Source organism: Neobacillus terrisolis (assembly GCF_051233475.1).
GTDB lineage: Bacteria > Bacillota > Bacilli > Bacillales > Cytobacillaceae > Bacillus_BU.
Genome location: NZ_JBKFGH010000024.1, coordinates 15,631 through 39,640 on the forward strand (window position 1 = coordinate 15,631; position 24,010 = coordinate 39,640).

The 24,010-nt window shown below is 40.6% G+C and carries 22 protein-coding genes; 10 read left to right on the top strand and 12 right to left on the bottom strand.

Annotation, left to right across the window (positions count from 1 at the left end; genetic code table 11):
* Window positions 1–282: 282 nt before the first annotated feature.
* The 3 genes from ACI48O_RS15185 to ACI48O_RS15195 form a co-directional block, all read right to left on the bottom strand.
* Window positions 283–1,053, bottom strand: coding sequence for a M48 family metallopeptidase (locus ACI48O_RS15185; RefSeq protein WP_435562676.1), 771 nt, complete (start codon window positions 1,051–1,053; stop codon window positions 283–285).
* Window positions 1,054–1,078: 25 nt separating this feature from the next.
* Complete coding sequence (locus ACI48O_RS15190; protein ID WP_435562677.1) at window positions 1,079–1,408, bottom strand: TM2 domain-containing protein; 330 nt, start codon at window positions 1,406–1,408, stop codon at window positions 1,079–1,081.
* Window positions 1,409–1,790: 382 nt separating this feature from the next.
* Window positions 1,791–2,234, bottom strand: coding sequence for a YkvA family protein (locus tag ACI48O_RS15195; RefSeq protein ID WP_435562678.1), 444 nt, complete (start codon window positions 2,232–2,234; stop codon window positions 1,791–1,793).
* 679 nt (window positions 2,235–2,913) lie between these two features.
* Between ACI48O_RS15195 and ACI48O_RS15200 the strand changes: the two genes are divergently transcribed.
* The 3 genes from ACI48O_RS15200 to ACI48O_RS15210 all read left to right on the top strand — a co-directional run bounded on the left by ACI48O_RS15200 (window position 2,914) and on the right by ACI48O_RS15210 (window position 6,528).
* Window positions 2,914–3,690 carry a metal-dependent hydrolase gene (locus ACI48O_RS15200; RefSeq protein WP_435562679.1) on the top strand — a complete coding sequence of 259 codons (777 nt, stop codon included), beginning with the start codon at window positions 2,914–2,916 and terminating at the stop codon, window positions 3,688–3,690.
* Between the two features lie 307 nt (window positions 3,691–3,997).
* Window positions 3,998–5,002, top strand: coding sequence for a LacI family DNA-binding transcriptional regulator (locus tag ACI48O_RS15205; protein WP_435562680.1), 1,005 nt, complete (start codon window positions 3,998–4,000; stop codon window positions 5,000–5,002).
* A gap of 362 nt (window positions 5,003–5,364) precedes the next feature.
* Window positions 5,365–6,528 (top strand): iron-containing alcohol dehydrogenase, encoded by a 1,164-nt coding sequence (locus ACI48O_RS15210; RefSeq protein WP_435562681.1) that lies wholly within the window; start codon window positions 5,365–5,367, stop codon window positions 6,526–6,528.
* Between the two features lie 68 nt (window positions 6,529–6,596).
* Here ACI48O_RS15210 and ACI48O_RS15215 read toward each other — a convergent pair whose 3' ends face one another.
* Entirely contained in the window at window positions 6,597–7,610 is a 1,014-nt protein-coding gene (locus tag ACI48O_RS15215; RefSeq protein WP_435562682.1) for a 2-keto-3-deoxygluconate permease, read from the bottom strand.
* A gap of 28 nt (window positions 7,611–7,638) precedes the next feature.
* Window positions 7,639–8,595, bottom strand: a complete 957-nt coding sequence (locus ACI48O_RS15220; protein ID WP_435562683.1) for a sugar kinase — start codon at window positions 8,593–8,595, stop codon at window positions 7,639–7,641.
* A 390-nt stretch (window positions 8,596–8,985) separates the two neighbouring features.
* Here ACI48O_RS15220 and kduI point away from each other — a divergent pair, with 390 nt between their 5' ends.
* The 4 genes from kduI (at window position 8,986) to ACI48O_RS15240 (ending at window position 11,922) form a co-directional block, all read left to right on the top strand.
* On the top strand, window positions 8,986–9,816 hold the full coding sequence (gene kduI / locus ACI48O_RS15225; protein ID WP_435562684.1) for a 5-dehydro-4-deoxy-D-glucuronate isomerase: 831 nt from the start codon (window positions 8,986–8,988) through the stop codon (window positions 9,814–9,816).
* 98 nt (window positions 9,817–9,914) lie between these two features.
* Window positions 9,915–10,580 (top strand): bifunctional 4-hydroxy-2-oxoglutarate aldolase/2-dehydro-3-deoxy-phosphogluconate aldolase, encoded by a 666-nt coding sequence (locus tag ACI48O_RS15230; RefSeq protein ID WP_435562685.1) that lies wholly within the window; start codon window positions 9,915–9,917, stop codon window positions 10,578–10,580.
* Window positions 10,580–11,356, top strand: a complete 777-nt coding sequence (gene kduD, locus ACI48O_RS15235; RefSeq protein WP_435562686.1) for a 2-dehydro-3-deoxy-D-gluconate 5-dehydrogenase KduD — start codon at window positions 10,580–10,582, stop codon at window positions 11,354–11,356. Before ACI48O_RS15230 ends, kduD begins: the two co-directional genes overlap by 1 nt.
* A gap of 113 nt (window positions 11,357–11,469) precedes the next feature.
* A complete protein-coding gene (locus tag ACI48O_RS15240; RefSeq protein ID WP_435562687.1) occupies window positions 11,470–11,922 on the top strand; it encodes a NanQ anomerase/TabA/YiaL family protein in 453 nt (150 codons plus the stop codon).
* Window positions 11,923–11,974: 52 nt separating this feature from the next.
* Here ACI48O_RS15240 and ACI48O_RS15245 read toward each other — a convergent pair whose 3' ends face one another.
* Window positions 11,975–12,118 (bottom strand): hypothetical protein, encoded by a 144-nt coding sequence (locus ACI48O_RS15245; RefSeq protein ID WP_435562688.1) that lies wholly within the window; start codon window positions 12,116–12,118, stop codon window positions 11,975–11,977.
* Window positions 12,119–12,179: 61 nt separating this feature from the next.
* On the opposite strand from ACI48O_RS15245, the gene ACI48O_RS15250 reads away from it, so the two are divergent.
* Window positions 12,180–13,142 carry a D-2-hydroxyacid dehydrogenase gene (locus tag ACI48O_RS15250; RefSeq protein WP_435562689.1) on the top strand — a complete coding sequence of 321 codons (963 nt, stop codon included), beginning with the start codon at window positions 12,180–12,182 and terminating at the stop codon, window positions 13,140–13,142.
* Window positions 13,143–13,323: 181 nt separating this feature from the next.
* On the top strand, window positions 13,324–14,679 hold the full coding sequence (locus tag ACI48O_RS15255; RefSeq protein WP_435562690.1) for a S1C family serine protease: 1,356 nt from the start codon (window positions 13,324–13,326) through the stop codon (window positions 14,677–14,679).
* Between the two features lie 148 nt (window positions 14,680–14,827).
* On the opposite strand, the gene ACI48O_RS15260 is transcribed toward ACI48O_RS15255, so the two are convergent.
* From ACI48O_RS15260 to ACI48O_RS15270, 3 genes are read right to left on the bottom strand one after another with little or no spacing between them, the layout of a single operon-like run.
* Window positions 14,828–16,075, bottom strand: a complete 1,248-nt coding sequence (locus ACI48O_RS15260) for an AAA family ATPase (protein ID WP_435562691.1) — start codon at window positions 16,073–16,075, stop codon at window positions 14,828–14,830.
* Complete coding sequence (locus tag ACI48O_RS15265) at window positions 16,076–16,957, bottom strand: tetratricopeptide repeat protein (protein ID WP_435562692.1); 882 nt, start codon at window positions 16,955–16,957, stop codon at window positions 16,076–16,078. It lies immediately after the preceding gene.
* A gap of 15 nt (window positions 16,958–16,972) precedes the next feature.
* On the bottom strand, window positions 16,973–17,425 hold the full coding sequence (locus tag ACI48O_RS15270; RefSeq protein ID WP_435562693.1) for a hypothetical protein: 453 nt from the start codon (window positions 17,423–17,425) through the stop codon (window positions 16,973–16,975).
* 203 nt (window positions 17,426–17,628) lie between these two features.
* Here ACI48O_RS15270 and ACI48O_RS15275 point away from each other — a divergent pair, with 203 nt between their 5' ends.
* Window positions 17,629–19,617: an LTA synthase family protein gene (locus ACI48O_RS15275; protein ID WP_435562694.1), complete on the top strand. Its 1,989-nt coding sequence runs from the start codon at window positions 17,629–17,631 to the stop codon at window positions 19,615–19,617.
* Window positions 19,618–19,694: 77 nt separating this feature from the next.
* On the opposite strand, the gene ACI48O_RS15280 is transcribed toward ACI48O_RS15275, so the two are convergent.
* The 3 genes from ACI48O_RS15280 to ACI48O_RS15290 all read right to left on the bottom strand — a co-directional run bounded on the left by ACI48O_RS15280 (window position 19,695) and on the right by ACI48O_RS15290 (window position 23,764).
* The gene (locus ACI48O_RS15280; RefSeq protein ID WP_435562695.1) at window positions 19,695–20,330 is read right to left on the bottom strand and encodes a retron system putative HNH endonuclease; all 636 of its coding nucleotides are present in this window, start codon (window positions 20,328–20,330) and stop codon (window positions 19,695–19,697) included.
* Window positions 20,327–21,598, bottom strand: a complete 1,272-nt coding sequence (locus ACI48O_RS15285; RefSeq protein WP_435562696.1) for an AAA family ATPase — start codon at window positions 21,596–21,598, stop codon at window positions 20,327–20,329. The genes ACI48O_RS15280 and ACI48O_RS15285 overlap by 4 nt, the downstream gene beginning before the upstream one ends.
* 183 nt (window positions 21,599–21,781) lie before the next feature.
* Entirely contained in the window at window positions 21,782–23,764 is a 1,983-nt protein-coding gene (locus ACI48O_RS15290) for an FAD-dependent oxidoreductase (protein WP_435562697.1), read from the bottom strand.
* Between the last annotated feature and the right edge of the window lie 246 nt (window positions 23,765–24,010).

Below are 24,010 nucleotides of genomic sequence, written 5' to 3' on the forward strand. Positions count from 1 at the left end.
AACTAAAAAAAATATTTCATTTACTTTTACATATTTAGAAACCTTTTTGAAATGTAAACGTTTAGATTTTTTCTTAATTTGATATTATCACCAGTCTATTCTGAAATCAAGATGGCTTTATTTGTGTTTTTGAAAAAATTATAAATTTTTTGTATTTCTTTTAGGATCGGTCTAATCAATTCCTTTATAAAGAAAAACCCTTGCTAAACATATTTAGACAAGGGTTTTTTACGCTCTTTATTTTTAGTAATCCTTAAAAAAACAAAGTATAGTTGTGATTGGTTATCCAATGTTAGTCATTTTGTATGTCCCTAACACATTATTTAAATATTCAATTCCTGCAATCCGTTTTGGTAGAGGCGGGTGAGTAGAAATCACTTGACTCAACCAAATAAAGAAACCAGATTCAGCTTTAGATGTTTGAATATATTCAACTATATTTAAGTCCACAAAAAGCCTTTTTCCTACCGCCAAGATGGCAAGAGCATTTACGGAAGCTTGTGAATGATTAATATATGCAGCTGCAATTCTGTCACAGGTATATTCACAAGATCTTGAATAAGCATTACCTAGAAAAGGTACCCATAAAGCAGGAAGAATTAATAACTGTTTTGTAATATGTTTCCTTTTAATGTGAGCAAGTTCATGGGCAATGATAAAATTCAATTCATCCTTATAACCATCTTTTGTTACTTCGACTATATCAGAATAAAGAACTATAAAATTTCTCCCCAAGAAGCTTGTGGCAAAGGCATTTAAGACACCCTCTGATTGAATAATATAAATATCAGGCAAATCTCGAATTCCCATATTTAGGGCAATTTCCTTTGCCTTTTTATTTATTTCAGGAAACTGCCTTTCAGTAAGCTTTACACCATTATTTCTTATATGACCGATAGAAATACCATGTAAAACTAATGTAAATAATACACCGCCTATGATATACACTATTCCAATAATTGATAATATTAGTCCAATATATGTAAAAATACTAACTACTAAACACAAAGTATAATAAATTTTTTCATTTTCATGAACAAGACGATTTTCCATTATAATCTCCATTTAATTGCTATTGTTATACTGCAGTTGCACCATTATTTTTTGCGTTTTTCATCAAATTAAGCTCGTTAATAATTTCTGTTTCAATTTCAGTGTTTTTACGGTTAATCATTCCACTGATTAAAAATAAATCAATTATCGACCATATTCCAAAGCATCCTAAAGTAAGGGTCATGGCAATTCCAGTACCTATTTTTCCAAGGTAATAACGGTGCCCTCCTATTCCGCCAAAGAAAAACCATAATAACCATGTCGTTGTTGTAGATTTCTTCCTCCTGTCCATTTCAGAAGCAAGCATCTGAAGTTCCTGGGTAGTTAATTCTTGTTTTGCATAAATATTATTCATAAACCAAAACCTCCTTAAATTTTAAAAGAACCATAAATATATATTAAATTACAATGTAGGTAATTTCTACTAAAACTATAATTATTTGTATAATATTGTTTTTATCTTGTAACATTTTATTCTTTCTCTTCTTTTCTAGCTCCCTTTTTAAGTTTAAATAATAAAAATTACCCTTGCCAATATTCTACAACGGCCTATTTAATTACATATGACTTTAGACCTTTACATGGGGCAGATGATAATTGTACAACTAAAAAACATCTACCACCCAAAAACTCGAGCAATAGATGTTTGATTTCATTGCGACTTTTTAAGCTACAGCGTTAAAGCAGCAGGGGACTGTCCCCATAGCCACTTTAACGCTGCACAATATATAAGAACTTTACGCTCCAAATTTCCCCTTTATCTTCTTCATAATTCCCGACCCAACCATCTGATCGGCTGTGGCAATGATTTTCTTTATGATTTCAAGGACGTCTCCTTCTCCAGCCCAGTGCTTCTTGACAATTTCCGGATCTGCTTTATTTATCATGCTGTTTAAAACATATGCTGCAACGGCAATATCATCTATATATCCAACTGGACCCACAAGTACCTCAGGGATGAAATCAACTGGAGAGATGAAGTAGGCGATGGCCGCCCCTAACTTTGCTTTATCGGTGACCGAAACATTATCATCAACAGTCAACTTGCACAATAAATGGAATAAATCGGGTCCAAACATTAAAAATTCAACATATTTATTAGCTCTTCCATCTTCATTTTTCTCCCAATATTTCATCTTCTTTCGGAAGTTCTGATAAAAATCCTGCTCATGCTCTAACATATGTTTTCACCTCTTTCTTCTATTACATAGTAAAATTCGACATCTCCAACCAAACACCTTGTCGATACTTTTGTCATTATTTTGTACAAATCATCCCTTACCTACTCACACTTTAAAGCAGTGGGGGACAGTCCCCCGTCACTTTAAAGCGCTGCCATTTTTGCATATAAAAAACTTTGAGACAAAGAATAAAAAAAGGGTGGAATTTTTGCTAACCATCTAGTAATATTTATCCGATGATATATATTAAGGTGGAGATTATGAGAAATACAAATTGCAGATTTATGATTAATGCAATAGGAAAAGGTGGAGAAACGTTCTTTACCCATTGTCAAACGAAAAGCGAAGTACAAAATTGGATAAAAGATAATCAAGATAAACTGGATTCCAAACAGATAAGGGTAGTTGACAGACGTAAAAAACCACTCTTAGACCTGCTCTTTCTCCGAGGTTAGTTTCACCCAAAACGGCACCATTCTTATTACAAGAATGGTGCCTTATTTTTTTATTTTATGATCCTCGTGCCAAGGACCGCAAGGGACCGCCTGAGCCACCAAGCCACAAGGCACACGTCAACAGACCACGGTAAAGACCTTCAAAAAACCATTAATAACATTCATGATTTCCCCCTCCCGTAAATACAATGGTATGGAGTTTTTATTTAAGGGGGGAGTGTTTAATGAAGGTTTTGCGACTGGGACATGCCATGTATGTTTTAACAAGTAAGTCAGAAAAGAAATACTTGATCGACCCATTTTTCGAGCTAAATCCAGGTTTTCCAGCTCATTTAAATCATGTGGATTTTTACAAATCGATTGATTGTGTTTTTCTAACCCATGGTCATGTCGACCATACGAGCGGGTTATCGAAAATAATCGAGCATAAACCAGAGATTCTGATTGTGGCACAATATGAACTGGCAATGATTCTCCTTCAACAGGGAATTAAAAATGTCCTTCCGATCAATATTGGCGGTTCGGTTTCCTTTGAAGATGTTCAAGTGACTATGGTTCAGGCGCGTCATACCTCTTCCTATAACGAAACCGAAGGCACTCCAATATACGCTGGAGAAGCGGCCGGCTATGTTTTCGATTTTGTAGATGATAGCACTGTTTATCATTCAGGCGATACGGCCATTATGTCTGATATGAAATTAATCCAGGACATTTATCAGCCAGACATTGCCATCTTATCCTCTTCCGGGCATTTTACGATGGGACCAAAAGAAGCAGCTTATGCTGTTAAACATTTATTAAATGTTAAATACGTAATCCCAAGTCATACATTTCCTAATAAACAAACCGCCCTATCAACTGAGACGCTGGCACAATTGCTCCAAGCCTTTCCGGTAGTTGAATTTATGATTGACAAGGACAAGGAGCTACAAGAGCTGTTAAAGGACTATAAACAAACGACTGTCGTTACCCTCGGCTACGGCGAAGAAGTTTCCTTTTAGGTGCAAGGGGACGGTTCTTGTGGTTTCAATTTCCATGCTGGCACCATGAGCACCGGGCGACAGCCCCACGGTGCGGTAACGCTTTACTGCACTGGGGGACTGTCCCCCAGTGTGTTAATGCTTTAGTGTGTTGGGGTGCAGGCGTGTTCAGGCACCTGTGAAGTTTTTGTATACGATAGACTTTTTCTCCTCAAGTTCTGTATAATAAATGGTAATGTTTCCTTCAATAGGGCGCTATTTTACAATAATAAACCTTGTTTAGCTTTGCCCCCTGATGAGGAACATGTATGATTTGAGGAGAGAAAATATGAAGAACCCAACAATCGAAGACGTCGCCAAAAAAGCCGGTGTTTCAAAGAGCACCGTTTCTCAATATTTAAATCAACGTTATAAATATATGAGCGAGAAAACAAAACTAAAAATCGAGGAAGTTATTAAAGAATTAAACTTCGTTCCCAATAATCTTGCCAGAAGCTTAAAGCAAAAGAGAACTTCCATGGTTGGAATTATCGTGGCAAATATCATTTACAATATATCCAATCATATTGTCCGCGGGATTGAGGATGAGTTTCAGAAATCGGGAATCCAAGTGATCATTTGCAACGGTGATGACAACTCGGAAAAAGAAAGAAATTATATTGAAATGCTAAAAGCACGTCAGGTTGATGGATTAATGGTTTTCCCAACTGGAAAAAACGTCGATCTTTATAATCAATTAATAGAAGAAAACTATCCACTTGTATTTTTGGACAGGATTGTTGACGGTGTAGCGGTGCAAAGCGTCTTGCTGGATAATGAGGCTGCCGCAAATTTAGCTGTCCAGGAGTTTATTAAAAAGGGACATAAAAAAATCAGTATCATTACGATGCCCATTACCTCTCCGAATATAACTCCAAGGATTGAACGCCTGAGCGGATATAAAAAAGCTCTTGAGCGGAATGGTATTGAAATTAGAGAAGACTATATTTATAACGTTCCAAAAGAGGACATTCAAGCAACTGTCAAACAGCTGTTATCGTTAAGCGATCCTCCGACTGCGCTGTTAGCCGCAAACGATATTGTTTTAAAGGAAGTCCTTCTTGCTGCAAAGCACTACGAAATGTCCATTCCAGAGGATATTGCTGTGATTGGGATCGATGATGTTACCTTTGCCCGAATTCACAACCCAACCATTACAACGGTTGCACAGCCAGCTTATGAAATGGGAAAAACAGCTGCAAAGATCCTGCTCGAAGCGATCGAAAAGGAAAAGGAGATCACCCCAATTACATTCCGATTCCCTCCAACGTTAAAACAAGGAGAATCGGTTTAACTAATATGAACCACATCCTAATAGGAATGTGGTTTTTTTGCTGTGTTAAATTTGGCTGTTGATTGCAGCGAGAGGTGCTCGCTTTCCGCGGGGGAGTCCGGGAGCCTCCTCGGCGCAAGCGCCTGTGGGGTCTCCCGTGACACCTTCTCCCGCAGGAGTCTCGCACCTTCCGCTCCAATCAACAGAGTGCTGAAAATCAACATTCTTCTTTAACACAGACTTTATGTAAAAAAATCACAACAGTTCCCTAGCAAAAAACCTTCCTCTTTTTTGTAAAAAAATCGTAATACACCAACAACTAAATCGGTTTATCAAAATGGTATAATTAGGAGATTTCAATTACATCAAGGAGGAAAAAACTAGTGGAGAATTTCTCATTTCATAACCCTACGAAGATCATTTTTGGCAAAAATCAGTTAGAGCTGTTGAAATCTGAATTAGAGCAGTATGGAAAAAATATTCTTGTTGTGTACGGCGGCGGGAGTATTAAGAAAATCGCCTTATATGAAGGAGTCATGTCGATTTTAAACGAACTCGGGGCTAATATATATGAGTTAACCGGGGTTGAACCAAATCCCCGTTTAACCTCTGTAGAAGCTGGAGCCGCACTTTGCAAGAAACACAATATCGATTTTGTCCTAGCGGTCGGCGGTGGCAGCGTCCTCGATTGTACGAAAGCAATTGTTGCTGCAGCAAAATATGACGGAAACGCTTGGGACCTTATCACAAATAAAGCTGAAATCACCGACACCTTGCCTTTTGGGGCGATCATCACCCTTGCGGCAACTGGTTCTGAAATGAATAATGGTGCCGTAATCACCAACTGGGACACAAAAGAAAAGTACCCGTTTAGGAGCTTATACACGTATCCTAAATTTTCTATCTTAGATCCCGAATACACCTACACTGTTCCATTAGACCAAACCATATATGGAATCGTGGATATTATGGCCCACGTATTTGAACAATACTTCCACCATCAACAAGGGACAGAATTAATCGACGGATTCGGTGAATCGATTTTAAAAACAGTCATCGAAACGGCACCGAAGCTACTCAACGATTTACACAACTATGATTATCGTGCCAGCATCCTTTATTGCGGGACACTTGCACAAAACCGATTGCTTTCAACCGGTATCATCCCTGATTGGGCGACCCACAATATTGAGCACGCTGTATCGGCAGTATACGATATTCCACATGGAGGCGGTCTCTCGATTCTCTTCCCTCATTGGATGGAATACGTGATCGACGAAAGAATCGACCGGTTCACACAATTGGCAACCCGTGTATTCGGAGTGGATCCTTCCGGAAAAAGTAAAAAGGAAGTCGCTTTAGAAGGAATTGAGTGCTTGCGTGCTTTCTGGACATCGATCGGAGCTCCGTCTCGACTTGCGGACTACGGAATTGGCGAAGACTCGATTGAAATAATGACGGAAAAAGCAATGGCTAGAGGTGACTTCGGTAACTTTAAAAAATTAACCTCTAAAGATGTAGCCGCCATCTATCGTGCCAGCTTATAAACAAGCCAAAAACCCAAAACAAAAAGAGATCGACAGCTACCTAAGTAGTCGCCGATCTCTTTTTTCTTTTAAGAAGCTTCTGCTTTTATTTCATCTACGATGGGTTGTTTGGGTAACTTTTTTTCAGGAATACCCTTCTCTTTTGATTTTTTAGCAACCCAAGTTGTTAAAAGTGGAGTTAATACCGCTGTTACAATTACGCATGTTGCGATAAGAGCTGTTGCCGATTCTGCTACACCTGCGAAAGATGGATCAATTTCAGCAATCGCGAACGGTACGGCAACGGCTGCTCCGGCTGTTGAACCTGCCGCTACCCCAGCGACACCATCTGAACCTGTTACAAAGCGGTCAAGCACATAAAGGAATCCACCAGAAACAACAGCTACAGTAATACCTAGTAAAATTCCTAGTAAACCTGATTTCACAAGCATTCCTAAGTTCAAAGCATATCCAAGCGAAAGAGCAAAGAATGGAATGAAGATCGGAACAGCCGGACCAAAGAATTTACGAATATCTTTATCAAGAGATCCTAGTAGAATACCTAAAGCAAAAGGAATTAATGTTGACACAATCGCCTGCCAAGGGAATGTTCCAAGGCCTGCTACACCTAAAGTAACCATTGTCATAAACGGACCAGACTCAATACTGATGAAGCAAAAACCTGCTGCGTCTTCTTTTCTGCCTAAGTGGTTCATAACAGCTAAATACAAGCCGCCATTTGTTTCATTCATCGCCGCAATTAACACAAGCACGGAGATTCCGGCAAAGAATCCAGATTGAATTCCTTCGGCAGGGATGAATAAAGAAGCAATATAACCGATCAAAGCTGCAAATAATACTTTACCTGATAATAGCGTTAAACCTTTTTTGGCAATATATCCAGATGAACGTACATCAATCGTTGTCCCAATACAGAAGAAGAATACCGCTAAAATCGTACCTGTTCCAGTAAGCATGGCGCCTGTGAATCCGCCAAAGAACTCAGCAGTATTTGGTGCGAATGTGTGTAAAAGTGCTCCGATGAATAATGGTACAATCATCATTCCACCAGGAATTTTTTCAATGCTAGCTTTAATTTTCATTATTTTTCACTCCGCTTCATTGGATGGTTTATTTTAAAGCTACTAATGACTTTTCAATAAATTGTGTTAAGCCTTCTCTAGTAGGTAATCCATCACTATCCCCAGGGGACATGACCGCCAATGCACCGATTGCGTTTGCACGAATCACAGCTTCTTTTACAGGAAGTTTCTCCAATAATCCGCTGATAATACCCACCGCGAAGCCATCACCGGCTCCAACCGTATCAACGACTTCTTTCACTTCAAAACCTTTTACATAACCTGATTCATGTTTGCTTTTATAGTAGGCACCTTCTGCCCCGAGCTTGATCACAACAAGCTTGATTCCTTTTTCTAAATAGAAATCAGCAATCTGCTCAGGCTGGTCAAAGCCGGTTAACACTTTCCCTTCTGCTATTCCCGGTAAAAACCAATCGCATTTCAACGCTAACTCATTAATCGTTTGAACCATCGTTTCTTGATTCGGCCACAAACCTGGACGTAGATTCGGATCCAACGAGATCGTTTTCCCCTCTTGTCTCATAAAATCCATGGCGCGAACCGTAAATTCATTGCATTCTTTCGATAAAGCTGAAGGAATACTAGTGACATGAAGATGTGCTGCATTTCTAAAGTAATGTTCAGAAAAATCTTCCTGACCAAGCTTAGAAGCTGCTGAGTTTTTTCTAAAGTATTGTACTTCCGGATCTCCTTCTAATACTTTCGATTTCACAAGCATCCCCGTCGGATATTCTTTTGTGACAACAATACTGCTTGTATCAATATTCTCTTTCTTTAAGGCATTCGTAATAAATCTTCCAAATGTATCATCACCAAGCTTGGTGACGAGACCCACCTTTTGACCTAATCTTGATAATCCAGTGGCAACGTTTGTTTCGGCTCCCGCTAATGCTTTTGAAAAAGTAACAACATCATCGAGAGAACCAACTTCATTCGCAAAGAACATCGTCATGGGCTCTCCGAATGTTACTGTGTCGAGTTTCATCTGAACGGAATCCCTCCTTATGTGGAATACTAAGTTGTATTAACAGATCTGTAATAACTTTTAAAAGTTTTGAAATCGATTCCGAAAGCGGATTCAATTTCGATGACTAAAAGTTAACACATAAACCGGTTTTGTACAACAAGCTTCACAATTTTATTTTTAAAATTAGTTTTCAAATGTGAAATTAATTTGAATAACAGCTAAAGAAAAGTGCCGGAAAACCCTATAATATCAATATTTATACGTAACCAAATAAAATCACTCCGATTATTTTAATCAAAATTTAAGGATTGACGAACTACTATAATGAGCATAGAATCATTGGTGTAAGCGTCAACAGCATCAATTTTTAATAAACCGTTTTATAAAATATATCTTGGAGGGCTTACAATGGAAAAACGCTATGCAACACATCCAGATCATGCAAAAACATTAAATACGGAGCAATTGCGCAATCAATATCTTGTTCCAGAGTTGTTTGTTCCAGGAGAAATCAAACTATATTATTCATTAGAAGATCGCGTTGTCGTTGGAGGAATCACGCCAACAAACGATGCTCTACATTTAGAAGGACACGATGTCATTAAAGCCGATTATTTCCTGCAAAGAAGAGAACTCGGTGTCATCAACGTTGGTGGCAAGGGGACGGTTCTTGTGGATGGAGAAGAATATTCATTAGAAAAAAGAGATACCCTTTACATCGGATTAGGTTGCAAGGAGCTTATCTTCAAAAGTGAAACAGCAGAAAATCCAGCGAAGTACTATCTTATCTCCACACCTGCGCATAAGAAATACCCGGTTCAAAAAGCAGCTTTTGTTGATATTCCAGGAGATCAAATGGGGTCACAGGAAAGTGCCAACAAGCGCTCGATCCACCGCATTATTCACGAAAACGGAATTCAAAGCTGTCAGCTAGTTATGGGAATGACCTTGCTTGAGCCAGGCAGTGTATGGAACTCAATGCCAACTCATACACATGACCGCCGCGTTGAGATCTATATGTACTTTGATTTAGATGAAAATGCACGTTTGTTCCATATGATGGGTGAGCCAACTGAAACGCGTCATATTGTGATGAAGAACGAGCAGGCAGTCCTATCACCTTCATGGTCCATCCACTCTGGTGTGGCAACAAGTAACTATACATTTATCTGGGCTATGGCTGGAGAGAACTACACGTATACCGACATGGACCACGTCGCCATGGAAGATTTACGCTAAAAGCAGACTAGGTTGAGTTAGCCGAAGTTCAGGTTTGAACGAGGACAAGCTTTACTTTTTATAAAAATAAAGAAGTTTTGCTTTTGGAGAGGAGCATTATGAAAAAAATACAAGTTCTGCAAAAAATCGCCGCAACGGGCGTAGTGGCAGTAATTCGTGCCGATTCTGCTGAAGAGGCCGTGCAAATTTCGCACGCATGCATTAGCGGCGGGATCACGTCAATCGAAATTACCTTTACGACGCCAAATGCGGATATCGCTATTTCTGAATTAGTGAAGGTATACGGGGATCAGGCGTGCATTGGTGCCGGGACGGTTCTCGATGCAGTGACAGCACGAATTGCGATCATGGCCGGAGCTGAGTTTGTGGTCAGCCCTGGCTTTGACGAAGACACCGCTAAGTTATGCAATCTTTATCAAATTCCGTTTATGCCCGGCTGCCTAACGATTACCGAAATGAAGAAAGCGATGGAGCATGGCGTTGATGTCGTGAAATTATTCCCGGGTAATGCGTTTGGGCCGGATTATATAAAAGCAGTTAAAGCACCGCTGCCACAAGTGAATATTATGCCAACTGGCGGCGTGGATTTAGGCAACATTGATCAGTGGATAAAAAATGGCTGCGTTGCCGTTGGAATTGGCGGAAATCTGGTGAGCCCGGCGAAGAATAATGATTTTGCCAAAATTACCGAGCTTGCCAAGCAATATGTTCAAAAGGTTGAAGAAGCAAGACAACATAAATTAACTACTGGAGGAGTAAAATAATGAGCTTACAAAATTTTTCAATGGATTTCTTTCGTTTAGATGGTAAGGTGGCAATCGTTACTGGAGGGAACTCTGGTTTAGGACAAGGCTATGCAGTTGCGTTGGCAAAAGCTGGTGCTGACCTTTTCATCCCTACTTATGATACAAACTGGGATGAAACAAGAGAATTAATCGAAAACGAAGGCCGTAAAGTTGTGTTTATTCAAGCTGATTTAACGAAGCAAGAAGATCGCAGCCGTGTTAAAGAAGAATGCTTAAAAGAATTTGGCAAGATTGATATTTTAATTAATAACGCTGGTACAATCCGCCGTTCTCCATTATTAGAATACCCTGAGCAGGATTGGAATGCGGTTATGGACATCAACCTTAACGCGGTTTACTTCTTAAGCCAAGAAATCGCAAAAGTAATGGTTGAGCAAAAGAGTGGAAAAATCATCAACATCGCGTCTATGCTTGCGTTCCAAGGCGGAAAGTTCGTGCCTTCTTACACTGCAAGTAAGCATGGTGTTGCTGGTATTACAAAGGCATTCGCTAACGAATTAGCTTGCCACAATATCCAAATCAACGCGATCGCGCCTGGTTATATCGCAACAGCTAACACTGCACCAATCCGTGCCGACGAAAACCGCAACAATGAAATTCAATCAAGAATTCCGGCTGACCGTTGGGGAACTCCATTTGATTTAATGGGTGTTGCCGTATTCTTATCAAGTAAAGCGTCTGACTATATGAACGGTCACATTCTAGCTGTTGATGGCGGTTGGTTAGTACGATAGTTTTTGGTTGGGTCGGGTCCGCATATGTGACCGCCTATGTGGCGTGTCGTTTTTGCGGCGCAACACCCGATGAGTAGAACAAAGGGGCATTCTATAGATAGCGGGGAATTAAGATGATACTAGATAAGTTGACCCATTTGCTCGAGTCTTCCGATCATCCTGCCAATATTCAAACAGCTCTGCAATTTTTGGCTGACACTGATTTTTCAAGCTATGAGCTTGGAAAGCATATTGTGAATGATGAGATGTTTTTCTTCTTGTCCGAATATGAGACAAAAGATATTGGCGAATGTTTCTGGGAGAGCCATCAAACCTATCTCGACTTTCATTATATTTTAGTAGGTTCGGAGAAAGTCGGCTATGAACAAATTGATCGTTTGACTGTGAAAGAAGCTTATGATGCTGAAAAGGATGCGATATTCTTTAATGGCGAGCTGCAGTCCGCCGTTTCGTTGAGCAAGGGTGATGTGTTGATTTGTTTCCCTCAAGACGGGCACATGACGGGAATTTTGGCGGGCGATGCAGTAACAAAGGTGCGAAAAGTGATTCTTAAAGTGAAAAAATAGTCAATATGGCTGTGTTCCATGCTCAAAAACTGAGTTTGGGCACAGCTTTTTATTAGTTTGGGGCTTGAGGATAGGGTTCAAGCAATTTATCGGCGCTATTTGCGATTTTATCGGCGGTTTTTCGAAGTTTATCGGCGGTTTTCCGGTTTTTATCGGCGGTAATTTGAATTTTATCGGCATTTGTTACATTTATCACAGCCGCCACCGTCCCCCTGCCCTATTTTTATAAAAATAAAGAAAGTCAGGTGAACAACATCATGCAAAAACGAAAGATGATTATAGCGAGAAATATCGATCAACAGCTGGCCAATAAAGTGCAGGAAATCATTTCCGATTGGGAGCTGATTGTCGGACGGGACCAAGCAATTTGGCAGGAACATATTCATGATTCGGAAATCATCGCGGGCTGGATTAGTGGAATGGAGAATTATTGCCTCCAGCCACATTCAAAGTTACGGTGGTTTCAGAGCTGGAGCGCTGGAGTGAACGCGTATCCGTTAGATCAATTTGAAGCGCGAAACGTTTTGATGACAAGTGCCAGCGGTGTTCATGCTTATCCAATTTCGGAGACAATCTTTGCGCTCATGCTTGCGTTAACACGGAAAATACATACCTTTGTCCAAAACCAAGCAGCCAAGAAATGGCACAATGCAGGACTTAAGCTTGAAATGCATGAAAAAACGATTGGGATTATCGGTGTTGGCGCGATCGGCAAGGAAACCGCAAAAATTGCCAAAGCGTTTGGGATGACCGTGTTAGGGGTCCGCCACTCAGCCAAGCCAACCGATTTTGTCGATGAAATGTACGCTATCGAACAACTAGCAGATATTCTCCCTCGCTGTGATTATGTCGTTGTCACTTTACCTTTAACAAATGATACCTATCATTTGTTTAGTGCCGAACAGTTTCAAAACATGAAGCCATCTTCATTTTTTATCAATATCGGTCGGGGTGAAATTGTCAATGAGACCGATTTGATCAATGCGCTCAAAAATAACATAATCGCGGGCGCCGGACTCGATGTGTTTGAAACAGAACCGTTAAGCACCGACAGCCCGTTATGGGATATGGAAAATGTAATCGTCACCCCACATCATGCAGGCGCAACCGAGCATTACACCGAAAGACTGATTGAAACGATTCTTATCCCAAATTTACAAGACTACCTCAATGGCAAAACCCCTTCTGTTAACTTAGTTAACTACCAAAAAGGGTATTAGTTCGCCCTTCCCAAATCCTAAACGTAAAAGAGAGATCCATTCCACTATTTCTAGCGGAGCGGATCTCTCTTTTTTTCTGAACACAAGCACACGGCTAATTTATTTCTGTGTACAAAATAAATTGTTTGAATACGTGAATATAGTTTTAAAGGATTAAATTTCCTTATAAGAGGTGAGTGGGATGAAAAAGAGAGCCCTTTTTACTGTGCCAATTAGCATAATACTTATCGCCGTCATTGTTACTTCATTTTTCTTAATAAATATCAAGCCAAGCACTTCACACATTTCCCAAGCCAAAAAGTTGGCAGAATACTCGAAGCCTGCCGTAGTCCGTGTTTTCGACTATGCTGTTGTTCAATGGGAATTTTACGACTATTTCCCTGAGGTAGAAGCAATACTGCAACAATTGAATTATCAAACTTTTGTGGGGGGCTATGGCTCGGGTGCGATTATTAGCCCTGATGGCTATATCGTAACAAATGCTCATGTGGTCTCGACAACGCAAATGTCAGATGAGGAAATCGTAAATGAAGCGTTTATCCAGCTCTGTTCGATTGTGGCCGAGTATTTTCAAACGGATCTCGAAACAGCTTATGCCTACATGATTACGGCTACAGGATACACGGACATTTCAAGAGAGGTAGAGGTGTATTTACCTGGCGGAGATGTTCTTGACGGTGAAATTAAAAGCTATGGTTCCCCGATAGGCGAAAAAGATGGCGACTGGAAGGATGTTGCGGTCCTTAAAATAGAAGGAAAGAATCTTCCGACTCTGAAACTGGGCAATTCCGATTCTGTCGATGACCAAGAAACGATTTGGGCGATCGGCTATCCTTCAGTAGCAGAATTTGATGTGCTGTCGATCGACTCCTCATTGGAATCAACGATGAACTCAGGTGAAATATCGGCTACCTCTAAGAAATTAGAAACAGGAACGTCTGTTATCCAAATTAACGCAGCAACATCAACCGGAAACAGCGGCGGGCCGGTTATTAATGATAAAGGGGAAATTATTGGTCTGTTAACCTTTGGAGCGGAAATCACCGGATTTGACTTTGCGATGCCAGTTAATACTGTTAAAGAATTCGTCAACCAAGCAGGCGCAAAAAATTCAAGCAGTAATACTGATAAGCTTTATCGTGAAGGATTGGAGCTGTATTGGGGAGGCTATTACAAAGACGCGCTCGAGAAATTCGAATCAGTCCAAAGAATTTACCCTAATCATTCGCTTATAAAAAAATATATTACGGATTCCGAAAAGAAAATCGATGATAGTAAAATTCTCTGGTCAAACTATAAAACGATTTTCTATATCGTCGATGGCGTGGCCGGCATACTCGTGATCCTGCTCTTAGTCTTCACCTTTGCCATCAAAACAAAACAGCCCAAAGTGCAAGCCGTAACAGCAACCAGCGCTCCACCAGCACCTCCTAGCCAAAATACGTTGACTGACTTAAACGGGGATGGAAAAGTGGACGCTGAAGATGCCCTGCTCGCATTAAAAAAACAACAGGAAGAAGACAAAAAGAAGGAGTGAAACCAACCTCCTAGCCTTGCCCACATTACACATATATATGAAAAAACAAGCTGATTATGATTCATTTCTAATCAGCTTGTTTTTTTCGACTAAACAGCTCTAAAATCCGCGTCGCGCAGCGCCCTGTCCGGATGCAGCAACCAACCCATCAACAAAACTCTTTAATATAACGTGAAGCTTCATCATAAAGGCCGCCCTGGTTCGCGTATTTTATATAATTTTTTATGGTCGTCATCCATTCCAGAGTGGAAGGCTTAGTTGATTCAATCGCTGACAGGATATCTTCCATTGTAATGAGGCGTTCTTTATTAGTTTTCATAATTTCATATAAAACGTTTTCTGTGGCCACCTCGATGACATTTTCCAGGTCTGCACCCGAGTAAAGTTCTGTTCTCTCCGCCAATACATTGAGATCAAATCCTCTCTCAATTGGTTTTCCGCGCAGCTTTAATTCAAGAATGATTTTTCGGGCCGCTTGATCTGGCGGTGGAACAAACACGAGCTTGTCAAATCTGCCGGGGCGTTTAAATGCTGGATCGACATCCCAAGGCATATTGGTTGCGCCGATCACTAACAATTTTTCTGTATTCGTGTCAATGCTTTGTAATTCGGTCAGCATGGAATCTACTAATGGACGCATTACTTCCGAACGAGACTTCGAGCGGCTGTATCCTAACGTATCTATTTCATCAAAAAACAAAACAGAAGGTCTGTTGGCCCTAGCTGTTTCAAAAATATTAGCCAAATTCCGTTCACTCACACCGATATAAGGATCTAATATTTCCGAAATATGGGCTGAATAGAAGCTTGCATTACACTCTCCTGCTGTTGCTTTTGCAATAAAGGTTTTGCCGCAGCCTGGCGGTCCATAAAGTAAAATCCCGCCACCTGTTTTTTTACGAAACTTCGAAAACAGACTAGGATTGACAAACGGTTTGATAATTTTCATCTCAATCGTCTGCTTTAAATTATCTAGTCCACCCACATCAGCAAATGTGATTCTTTCAGGGAGTCGTTCCTCCAGATTGACAATATTGTTTTTCTTTTTACCATCAATCACTTTGAGGCTCGTTTTCGAAAACTCCTCTACTGCCTGTTGAGCACCCTCAAGAACTGCACCAGATTCAAACGATTCAAGCTGGTCACCCAAGTCTTCAACCCCAGGCTCTATCCCTTCATTCCTTTCATCCAAACCCCGATTCGAAACAAGTTTGTTTAAAGATTCCAAAACTAAATTTTTCATCTTATCATCGTTCTTTTTTAAAGCTTTCGATAAAGCAAATAGGGCCTCGGAAAGCTGGTCGTTAAGCATATACTCTTCGGCTAGCAAATACCATGCTTCATAGTTATCCTCATCTTTCTCGACCATTGCTAAAAACATTGCCGTTTTATCCACTTAACGTCTTCCCTTCACAAGAAGTTTATAAAATAACGGAGCAAGCCAAGTATACACACAAAACAGGATATAGACCGCTGCGAAAATGACTAACGGGATGTAAAGTTTGAAATAATTCAATGCTAGTGTAATGACAATAAAACTTACCCAAATGACAGCAGGACCGCCGAGTTTTTTCATGATCCGTTCTGCCCAAAAAAGCGGGTGTACTTTTTCATCATATTGATCAAGAATATAGAGCAAATATTGATTGGTTGGGTCAAGGAGAAAAGCTTGCCGATAATACTCCCTTGCCTGTTTTTCTTCCTCTTTCAGCTCATGAAATATCGCTAAGTTTAACAACTTTTGCATTTCACTAGAGCCACTTTCCATTACCTTTTGAATATAGTGCAGCTGCTTCTCAGTAGCTGATTTTGCAAAATAGTATTGAAGGACGTATTGGTTAATTCTTTCACTTTCCGGGTCTAAACGGAGCGCCGCTTCTAAAAGTGCGATGGCTTTTTCTTCGAAACCTGCTTTCAACATCATATACCCATAAGAAGCGTGAACTTCCCCGCTTTCAGGATTTAGCTCAAGTGCCTTTAAATAAGCTTCTTCCGCTTCTCTGTATTTTTTTTGATGATCATACGTTGTCCCAATAAAATGATAGCTTGTTTCTTCATCATAACCATTCAGCAAGGCTTGTTCACAAAACGCTCTTGCTTCAGACATGTCGCCTTGATAATAGTAAACTACCGACATATAATAAAAAGCTGTCGCGTCATGGGGATTCAAACTGAATAAATTTTCAATATGTTTTTTTGCTTCACCGTATCTTTCAATAGAAAAAAGATGATTGATGTTGGCAATCTCTTTATCCCTAAAAATGGACTCCTCGATCATGAGCGCCACCCTCCTCTATATCACCAATGATAATAGGATTATTTCAACGATTGCCCCGACAATAATCCAAAGAAGCGCAGGTTTTAGGATAGGTAAAGTCTGATCAACCGTTATCATATGTTGTTGGAAAGGTTGTTTAAGAACCTTTCGGTATAGCAAATACAGCAAGACGCAGCCAATTTTATACCCATATCGAATCATTCTGTTATCCATTTCAATCGTACCGTTTGTTACGAAATAGACGAATGTAAATTTCATTGCTAGTAATAAAATTCCTAGCGCTATTAAAGAATAGATTACTTTCTTTGATACTTTTAGCCATGTTGCATTTTTTGTCCCCAACACGAGCAGGGGGATGACTCCACCAAAAAAGGCAACTAAAAAGAATTTATTAATGTCATAGGATTTTGTTTCTTTCCAGCCTTCTTTTAAAGAGGGTTGATACAAATGATGAGTCCCTTCCATCATGAAGCTCCTTTCAGCTACTAAGCTATATGTAAAAAAAACTGACCCTTTTATTTTAACAAAAATAGGATTGCTTGCAGTCAAAATTAGGAACAATTTACACCTTTCTCTCGCTGCGATTCAACCATTTTCGAGTTTTTCACCTAGGTGTTGCTTTCTAAGGTAGCGACTGTTGGGATAAAATAGACTAGAAGGGGGTTTGAGTGATGTGGAAGTTGGTGAAGGCTGACTCCTTATTAATATTTTTCGTACTGTCGCTTCTGTTTATTGATTCTATTTTTAGGATGTTGACTGTAGAAGAGCCTGTTTCATTTAGTCTTCTATTATCCTTTGTTTTTTTACTAGCGTTTGCGTTTGTATTTTATTTTATTTGCAGCTTTCTCAACGGGAGAATGAGCTACCTCCTCTCCATTGTCCTGCTTGGTATAACCGCTTTGCTCTACTCCTCCCAATACGTTAATTTCATCATGTCGCGGACCTTTTACAGTGTTTATTCAGCCGGAAACGGCGCGCAAGTCTTAGATTTTTGGCAGGACATCGTTGACCACATTTTAGCTGAATCGATTTGGATCATTCTATTTTTTCTGCCCGCCATTTTTCTAGCCTTTTTCGGAAAAAGAATGCTTTCTTTTGAAAAAACAGATAAGTTTAATAGAATCTCAATTATCTGCTGCTTTGCACTCACCCAGGCGACGGGAATTGGCATTGTTTTTATGAGCGGCAAAGAGCTCAATTCAGAATACGATTTATATTTTAAAAATAGTTACCCGGTTCTATCCGTAGAGAAGTTGGGTTTGCTTACGACCATGCGCATTGATACAGAAAGACTCATTTTAGGCTGGACACCAGCGCTAGAAGCTCCATCCGCTCCACTTGAACAAGACATCCTGCTCACCTCTCCTCCGAGCGAAGAACATTCAGCCAACCAAGATACTGAGATTGAAAAGATCGAATACAATACGATGGCAATCGACTTTCCTCAGCTCATTGCCAACGAAACCGATCCACAAATCAAAGAAATACACCAGTATTTCAACAGTGTTTCACCGACTGCGAAAAATGAATATACCGGAAAATTCAAGGGCTATAATCTCATTTTTATTACCGCAGAAAGCTTTTCACCTTATGCCGTCAATCAAGAACTGACTCCTACTTTATACAAAATGGTCCACGAGGGATATCAGTTTACTAATTTTTATAATCCTATTTGGGGAGTAAGCACTTCTGATGGAGAGTATGTTGCCTGTACGGGATTAATCCCGAAAAGCGGTGTTTGGAGTTTTCGACAATCGGGAAGCATCTCGCTTCCTTTCGCGATGGGGAATCAGCTAAAAAAGTTGGCTTACAAAACATTAGCCTATCATGATCACACCTATTCTTATTATCGGCGCGATCTTTCTCATCCGAATCTAGGCTATGTTTATAAAGGGCTTGGCAACGGACTGAATGTGAAAAAAACGTGGCCCGAATCCGACCTTGAAATGATGGAAAAAACCATTCCAGAATATCTTAATAGTCAGCCTTTCCACACCTACTACATGACGGTCAGCGGCCATTTACGTTATTCTTTTTCGGGTAATTATATTGCTTGGAAAAATAAGCAAAATGTTGAGAACTTGCCCTATTCCGACCAAGGCAAGGCCTATCTGGCGACCCAGATTGAATTGGACCGTGCCCTCGGGTATTTATTAGCTCAGCTAGAAAGCGCCGGCATAGCAGATAAAACCTTAATCGCCATTAGTGCTGACCACTTCCCATATGGGCTTGAAAATAGCACAATTGATGAGCTGGCTGGTCATTCAGTCGAGCGGAATTTTGAGCTATATAAAAGTACCTTTATTGTTTATTCCAAAGGAATGGAGCCTGTCGTAATCGACAAACCTGCCTCAAGCTTAGACATTATCCCGACGCTGTCCAATTTACTCGGGCTTGAATATGATTCAAGACTTCTTATCGGTAGAGATATATTTTCGGACTCCGAGCCGCTCGTTATTTTTCTAAATAAAAGCTTTATTACTGATAGGGGCAGCTATAACTCGATTACGCGCGAGTTTACCGCAAATGAGGGAGCCGCGTTTGCTAGTGAGACGGATGCAGACTACACTAACAGGATATCAGCGATTATCCAAGGAAAATTCTATTACTCTGCAAAAATTCTCGATACCGATTACTATCGGAAAGTGTTTGGGGAATAGCGGGAGAAATTCCGAATTGCGGATAGAACAAGGAACCTTTATCGGTGCCTGTCACTAGCTTACACAGGCACCGAATGTTATAGCAATGTTTTTAGCAATCTAGCAATTACATAGCTGAAGGAAGGAAGTCTATTGGTCATATCAGGTGTTTCCAGAAATGTAATCATGTCTTTAATTTGGTCAGCATCTGATAAATCGATTAAATCGAGAATGGCATCAATCGCTTCTTCTCTTTGTTTTCTTGGCAAGTACGTATTTAAGCCTAAGTGATGAATCGTCTCTTCGGCACCCAAGTGGTGGTGGGCCGCTTTAATTGAACCATCAAATCCATATTCAAAGTAGCTTTCACAGTTTGGGTCAAGCGGTGATACCGTTAGTTGAGGGTCAAACCAATCCTTCTTTGAATGACCGCAGAAATCCGATACACCTTCCTCAAGGTGGATTAATTTCCCCATACAGGAGGCATGAAGATTGTTATATTCTAATTGGAGAGCCTTGAACTTTGATTGGGGTCTGAAGTGCTCAATATGAACATTATTTCGTGTTAAACTCAAACCACAATAGCAGCAGAGCCAGTATTGCTCGTCAAGTAAGTTTTCGCGGACGATCCCTTTTATGACTGGCGGGATATGAGCATAGCTTGCTAAATTCCCCGTTGATTTCTTCCATGTTTCAAACGCACTTGGTGAGGGCTTTTTTTCGATATGCCTCATAGGCCCAAACTCTTCTTTCTTCTTAAAATCATATCTGCTTTTATTAAGCTCGGGTCGTCACTGCCTAAAATCTCAACTAAGTGCACCATTAAATCGTTCGCCTCATCAAGCCTTGTTTCCATTAATAATTGAAATAATGTTCCAAGCTGTTCTTTAATCTCTTCATTTTTTTCAGGAGCACCCATAAATTGCTCTAAAATCATATTCGAATCCTTGCCAAAAAGGCATGGCCCGCTTCTTACAAAAATATCTTCACCATCTTCCTTTTGGGTAACAAAGAAGATTTTCGCATCATTTACTTCCCCCAAAACCTGTGGCGAATGCGTTGAGATGAAGAACTGAATATGCGGGAATGTTGTTTGCAAGCGATTAATGATGTCCCGTTGCAAGGCCGGGTGAAGATGCAGTTCAATCTCATCAACTAAGACAATCCCTTCTCCCTCCAAAGGATTTTCTAAGCTTGGATTTGCCAGCACTAAACGCCGAGCCAAATCACCAATCATCGCTAACGTGCACTTTTCACCATTCGATAATTGATTGACTCCCAATCGTTGGCTTCCCTTTGAAATAACCATTCTAACTTTGCCGCCAACCCGGGCCACTTTCAGGTCAGAAAAGCCGGGCATAAAATTATAAATCGCATTTCGAACAGCTTTGAGCTGCTTATCTTCATAATCGGCCACCTTGGATGCCACTTGCTCGCGATGCTCGATATCCTCTTGAATTAAATACCATTCAAAGAAGGAACGGAACTCGACATCATTAGAAAAGCATTGATGATACGGGGAAAACGGATCAGAGCTCTTTCGCTTCTTTATTTTTGAAGGAATATCTTTCACATTTCGATGGACAGGATAATTGACGAAAATCGGCGCGTTAAAGTCGCCCCCATCCTTTAGGTTTGCATGTAAATAGGTAATCATATCCTTCGTCGAATCGTATACAGTAAGCTTAGATCTGCTGTTGATATCCTTCGCTCTCGTCTTAATAAGGGCCAGCTCCCGTTCAAATCCATTGTAATGCAAGGTGCACTTTAGCCTTAATCCTTGATTCCCGTTTTTTATATCCGACTCGCTTAAACTGATTTTTTTTGAAACTCCGTAAGAAAGTGATTCAACAATTCTAGATAATAAAATAATTGCAGCGTTAAGAATCGTTGATTTTCCAACCCCGTTTGTGCCGACCAGCACGACATTCTTTTCGTTAAAATGTAAATGCAAATGTTTAAAGCCACGGAAATTTTCCAGAATCATCTCTTTGATTTTCAAATTAATCACCTCTCTTCTTCTAAAAATAATCCGGTTTTCTTCATCATATCATATTTTAAAAAGGGCTTTTTAGAAGGCCGGCAGCACATCGCGATTTTTACAGGAAGATGGTCCCAGCTAGCAAGGCTTGGGACCATCCATTTTTATCAGTTTATATCGAAATGCAAGGACTTAACCCTCACATCACGGATGCAGGACCGGTTCCCGGTTTTCAGATGCTATTGTGCCTAAGTTATACGCGGCTTGGAATCCTTCATGGATGGCTTCAAAAATTTTGCGTGGGTCGGCTGCGTCGCCGATCGTATAAGCTGGTATGCCTTCGCGCTTGATTTCATCGGCCAAAGTATTAACTGATTTCGTTCCCGTTGCTACCACCACTGTGTCTACACCCGGAATCACCAAGGTTCCCTCTTCCTTTTCAATTTTGACACGGTCAGCTGATATTTCAGTGACTTTACTATTGGATAAAACCATGATTTTCTTCTGAATCATGCGGAGAAGCAAAAGTCCTCTTACGGCTCCCCCAGCATCTGAAGCAATATCATTCATCATTTCCACGACGGTTACCTGTTTGCCTCGATCGGCAAGATATTCAGCGGTTTCACAGCCAAGCATCCCTCCGCCAACGATCACTACTTTTTCGCCGACCTTAGCCGCATCCCTTAAAACAGCATGGCCTGTTATAACATTTTCCTGGCTGATACCTGGGATGTTAGGAATAATCGGTTCCGAGCCGGTTGCCAGGATGACCGCATCTGGATGATTCGCTCGGATGATATCAATATCGGCCTCAATTCCGGTAATAATATTCGCTCCTGATCTCTCGACTTGGTCAATTAAAAAGGTGGTTAGGTCGTTAATTTCTTTTTTAAATGGTGGTCTGGAGGCAATCCGTAATTGTCCGCCTAGATCCGGTTTCTTTTCATAAAGAATTGTATCATGCCCGCGCAAAGCAGAAATCCATGCCGCTTCTAATCCGGCTGGGCCGCCGCCGATGACTAAAACTTTTTTCTTATTTACAGGTGCCATGAGATCAAAATCTGCCTCATGACCGGTAAGCGGATTAATCATGCAGGAAATGTCAGTGTCTTTGAACAATCGATCCATACAACCCTGGTTACAGCCAATGCATCTTCTTATATCTTGCAGCTTGTTTTCAGCAACTTTCGTAGGCATGTCCGGATCACTTAACAGCGCACGCCCCATGGCAACAAGATCTGCGTGACCATCTCGGATGATTTGTTCAGCCATTTTCGGCTCTTTGATCCGTCCGACGACAATAACTGGAACTGCACTTTTTATCGCATTCTTGATTGAATCGGCATTGTTCACATAAAGGCCTTGCGGAACTGCTTGTGGAGCAGCAATCATTGCTGCGGATTCATAAACCCCGCCGGAAACATGCAGGGCATCGATCCCTTCTGCGACAAGCTTTCGAGCAAATAATTTCGTATCCTCAATGGTTAGCCCGCCCTCTACCATTTCTTCTGAGCTCATTCGGTACATAATCGGGAAGCTGTCGCCAACTTCATCTCTTACACTGCGGTAAACCTCGAGCGGGAATCGCATCCTATTTTCAAACGTTCCTCCATATTGATCGGAGCGTTTATTGCTATATGGTGATAAAAATTGGTTAAGGAGGTAGCCATGTGCGCCATGGATTTCAATTGCATCAAACCCAGCCGCTTTTGCACGGCGGGCTGCTTGTCTGAATTGCTCAACCACCTCTTTGATCGCTTCGACAGATAATTCAGTCGGCATTTCCTTATTAACAGGACAAGGAATTGGTGAAGGGGCAACGATAAGCAATCCGGTCACTTTAGAGTTGGTCTGTCTTCCTGCATGATAGAGCTGGGCCGCAATTTTGGCACCATGACAGTGCACCACATTCGTCAATTCACGTAGACCTGGTATTAATTCATCCCGATCGATTCCTAATTGATTTTTGAAACCTTTAGCGCTCGGGTGGACATAGACGGCTTCAGTAATAATTAAACCGACTCCACCTTTTGCCCGTGCTTCGTGATAGTGCTTAAAACGGTCTGTAACCGAGCCATCAACTGCAGCGAAATTCGTAACCATTGGAGGCATGACAAATCTGTTTCTTAGTTCCATTGATCCAATTTTAATTGGTTCTAGTACTCTTTCGAACTTGAATTCATCCATTTTCAAATCCTCCTTATTTATTATTACTAATATGAGCAGAGCATTATTGAACTGACGGGTTCTCCAGTCATATTTGATTCATTAGATAAGGCCGATCTGGGATGCTGGGTTAGGTTAGTTGGGGAGGTTAGTGTGGGGATTATGTTTTTTGAAAGAATTTGATTCTGGGTCAATTAACCGGTAGATTCTTTAAAACTACATACTTCTATTATATACCACTGTAAACTGACATTAAAAAATTAATGA

What these genes read in the sequence shown, in the direction of transcription:
- ACI48O_RS15185 (WP_435562676.1), bottom strand. Translation starts at nt 1,053, where the DNA reads ATGGAAAATCGTCTTGTTCATGAAAATGAAAAAATTTATTATACTTTG.
- ACI48O_RS15190 (WP_435562677.1), bottom strand. Translation starts at nt 1,408, where the DNA reads ATGAATAATATTTATGCAAAACAAGAATTAACTACCCAGGAACTTCAG.
- ACI48O_RS15195 (WP_435562678.1), bottom strand. Translation starts at nt 2,234, where the DNA reads ATGTTAGAGCATGAGCAGGATTTTTATCAGAACTTCCGAAAGAAGATG.
- ACI48O_RS15200 (WP_435562679.1), top strand. Translation starts at nt 2,914, where the DNA reads ATGAAGGTTTTGCGACTGGGACATGCCATGTATGTTTTAACAAGTAAG.
- ACI48O_RS15205 (WP_435562680.1), top strand. Translation starts at nt 3,998, where the DNA reads ATGAAGAACCCAACAATCGAAGACGTCGCCAAAAAAGCCGGTGTTTCA.
- ACI48O_RS15215 (WP_435562682.1), bottom strand. Translation starts at nt 7,610, where the DNA reads ATGAAAATTAAAGCTAGCATTGAAAAAATTCCTGGTGGAATGATGATT.
- ACI48O_RS15220 (WP_435562683.1), bottom strand. Translation starts at nt 8,595, where the DNA reads ATGAAACTCGACACAGTAACATTCGGAGAGCCCATGACGATGTTCTTT.
- kduI (WP_435562684.1), top strand. Translation starts at nt 8,986, where the DNA reads ATGGAAAAACGCTATGCAACACATCCAGATCATGCAAAAACATTAAAT.
- ACI48O_RS15230 (WP_435562685.1), top strand. Translation starts at nt 9,915, where the DNA reads ATGAAAAAAATACAAGTTCTGCAAAAAATCGCCGCAACGGGCGTAGTG.
- kduD (WP_435562686.1), top strand. Translation starts at nt 10,580, where the DNA reads ATGAGCTTACAAAATTTTTCAATGGATTTCTTTCGTTTAGATGGTAAG.
- ACI48O_RS15240 (WP_435562687.1), top strand. Translation starts at nt 11,470, where the DNA reads ATGATACTAGATAAGTTGACCCATTTGCTCGAGTCTTCCGATCATCCT.
- ACI48O_RS15250 (WP_435562689.1), top strand. Translation starts at nt 12,180, where the DNA reads ATGCAAAAACGAAAGATGATTATAGCGAGAAATATCGATCAACAGCTG.
- ACI48O_RS15255 (WP_435562690.1), top strand. Translation starts at nt 13,324, where the DNA reads ATGAAAAAGAGAGCCCTTTTTACTGTGCCAATTAGCATAATACTTATC.
- ACI48O_RS15265 (WP_435562692.1), bottom strand. Translation starts at nt 16,957, where the DNA reads ATGATCGAGGAGTCCATTTTTAGGGATAAAGAGATTGCCAACATCAAT.
- ACI48O_RS15270 (WP_435562693.1), bottom strand. Translation starts at nt 17,425, where the DNA reads ATGATGGAAGGGACTCATCATTTGTATCAACCCTCTTTAAAAGAAGGC.
- ACI48O_RS15275 (WP_435562694.1), top strand. Translation starts at nt 17,629, where the DNA reads ATGTGGAAGTTGGTGAAGGCTGACTCCTTATTAATATTTTTCGTACTG.
- ACI48O_RS15280 (WP_435562695.1), bottom strand. Translation starts at nt 20,330, where the DNA reads ATGAGGCATATCGAAAAAAAGCCCTCACCAAGTGCGTTTGAAACATGG.
- ACI48O_RS15290 (WP_435562697.1), bottom strand. Translation starts at nt 23,764, where the DNA reads ATGGATGAATTCAAGTTCGAAAGAGTACTAGAACCAATTAAAATTGGA.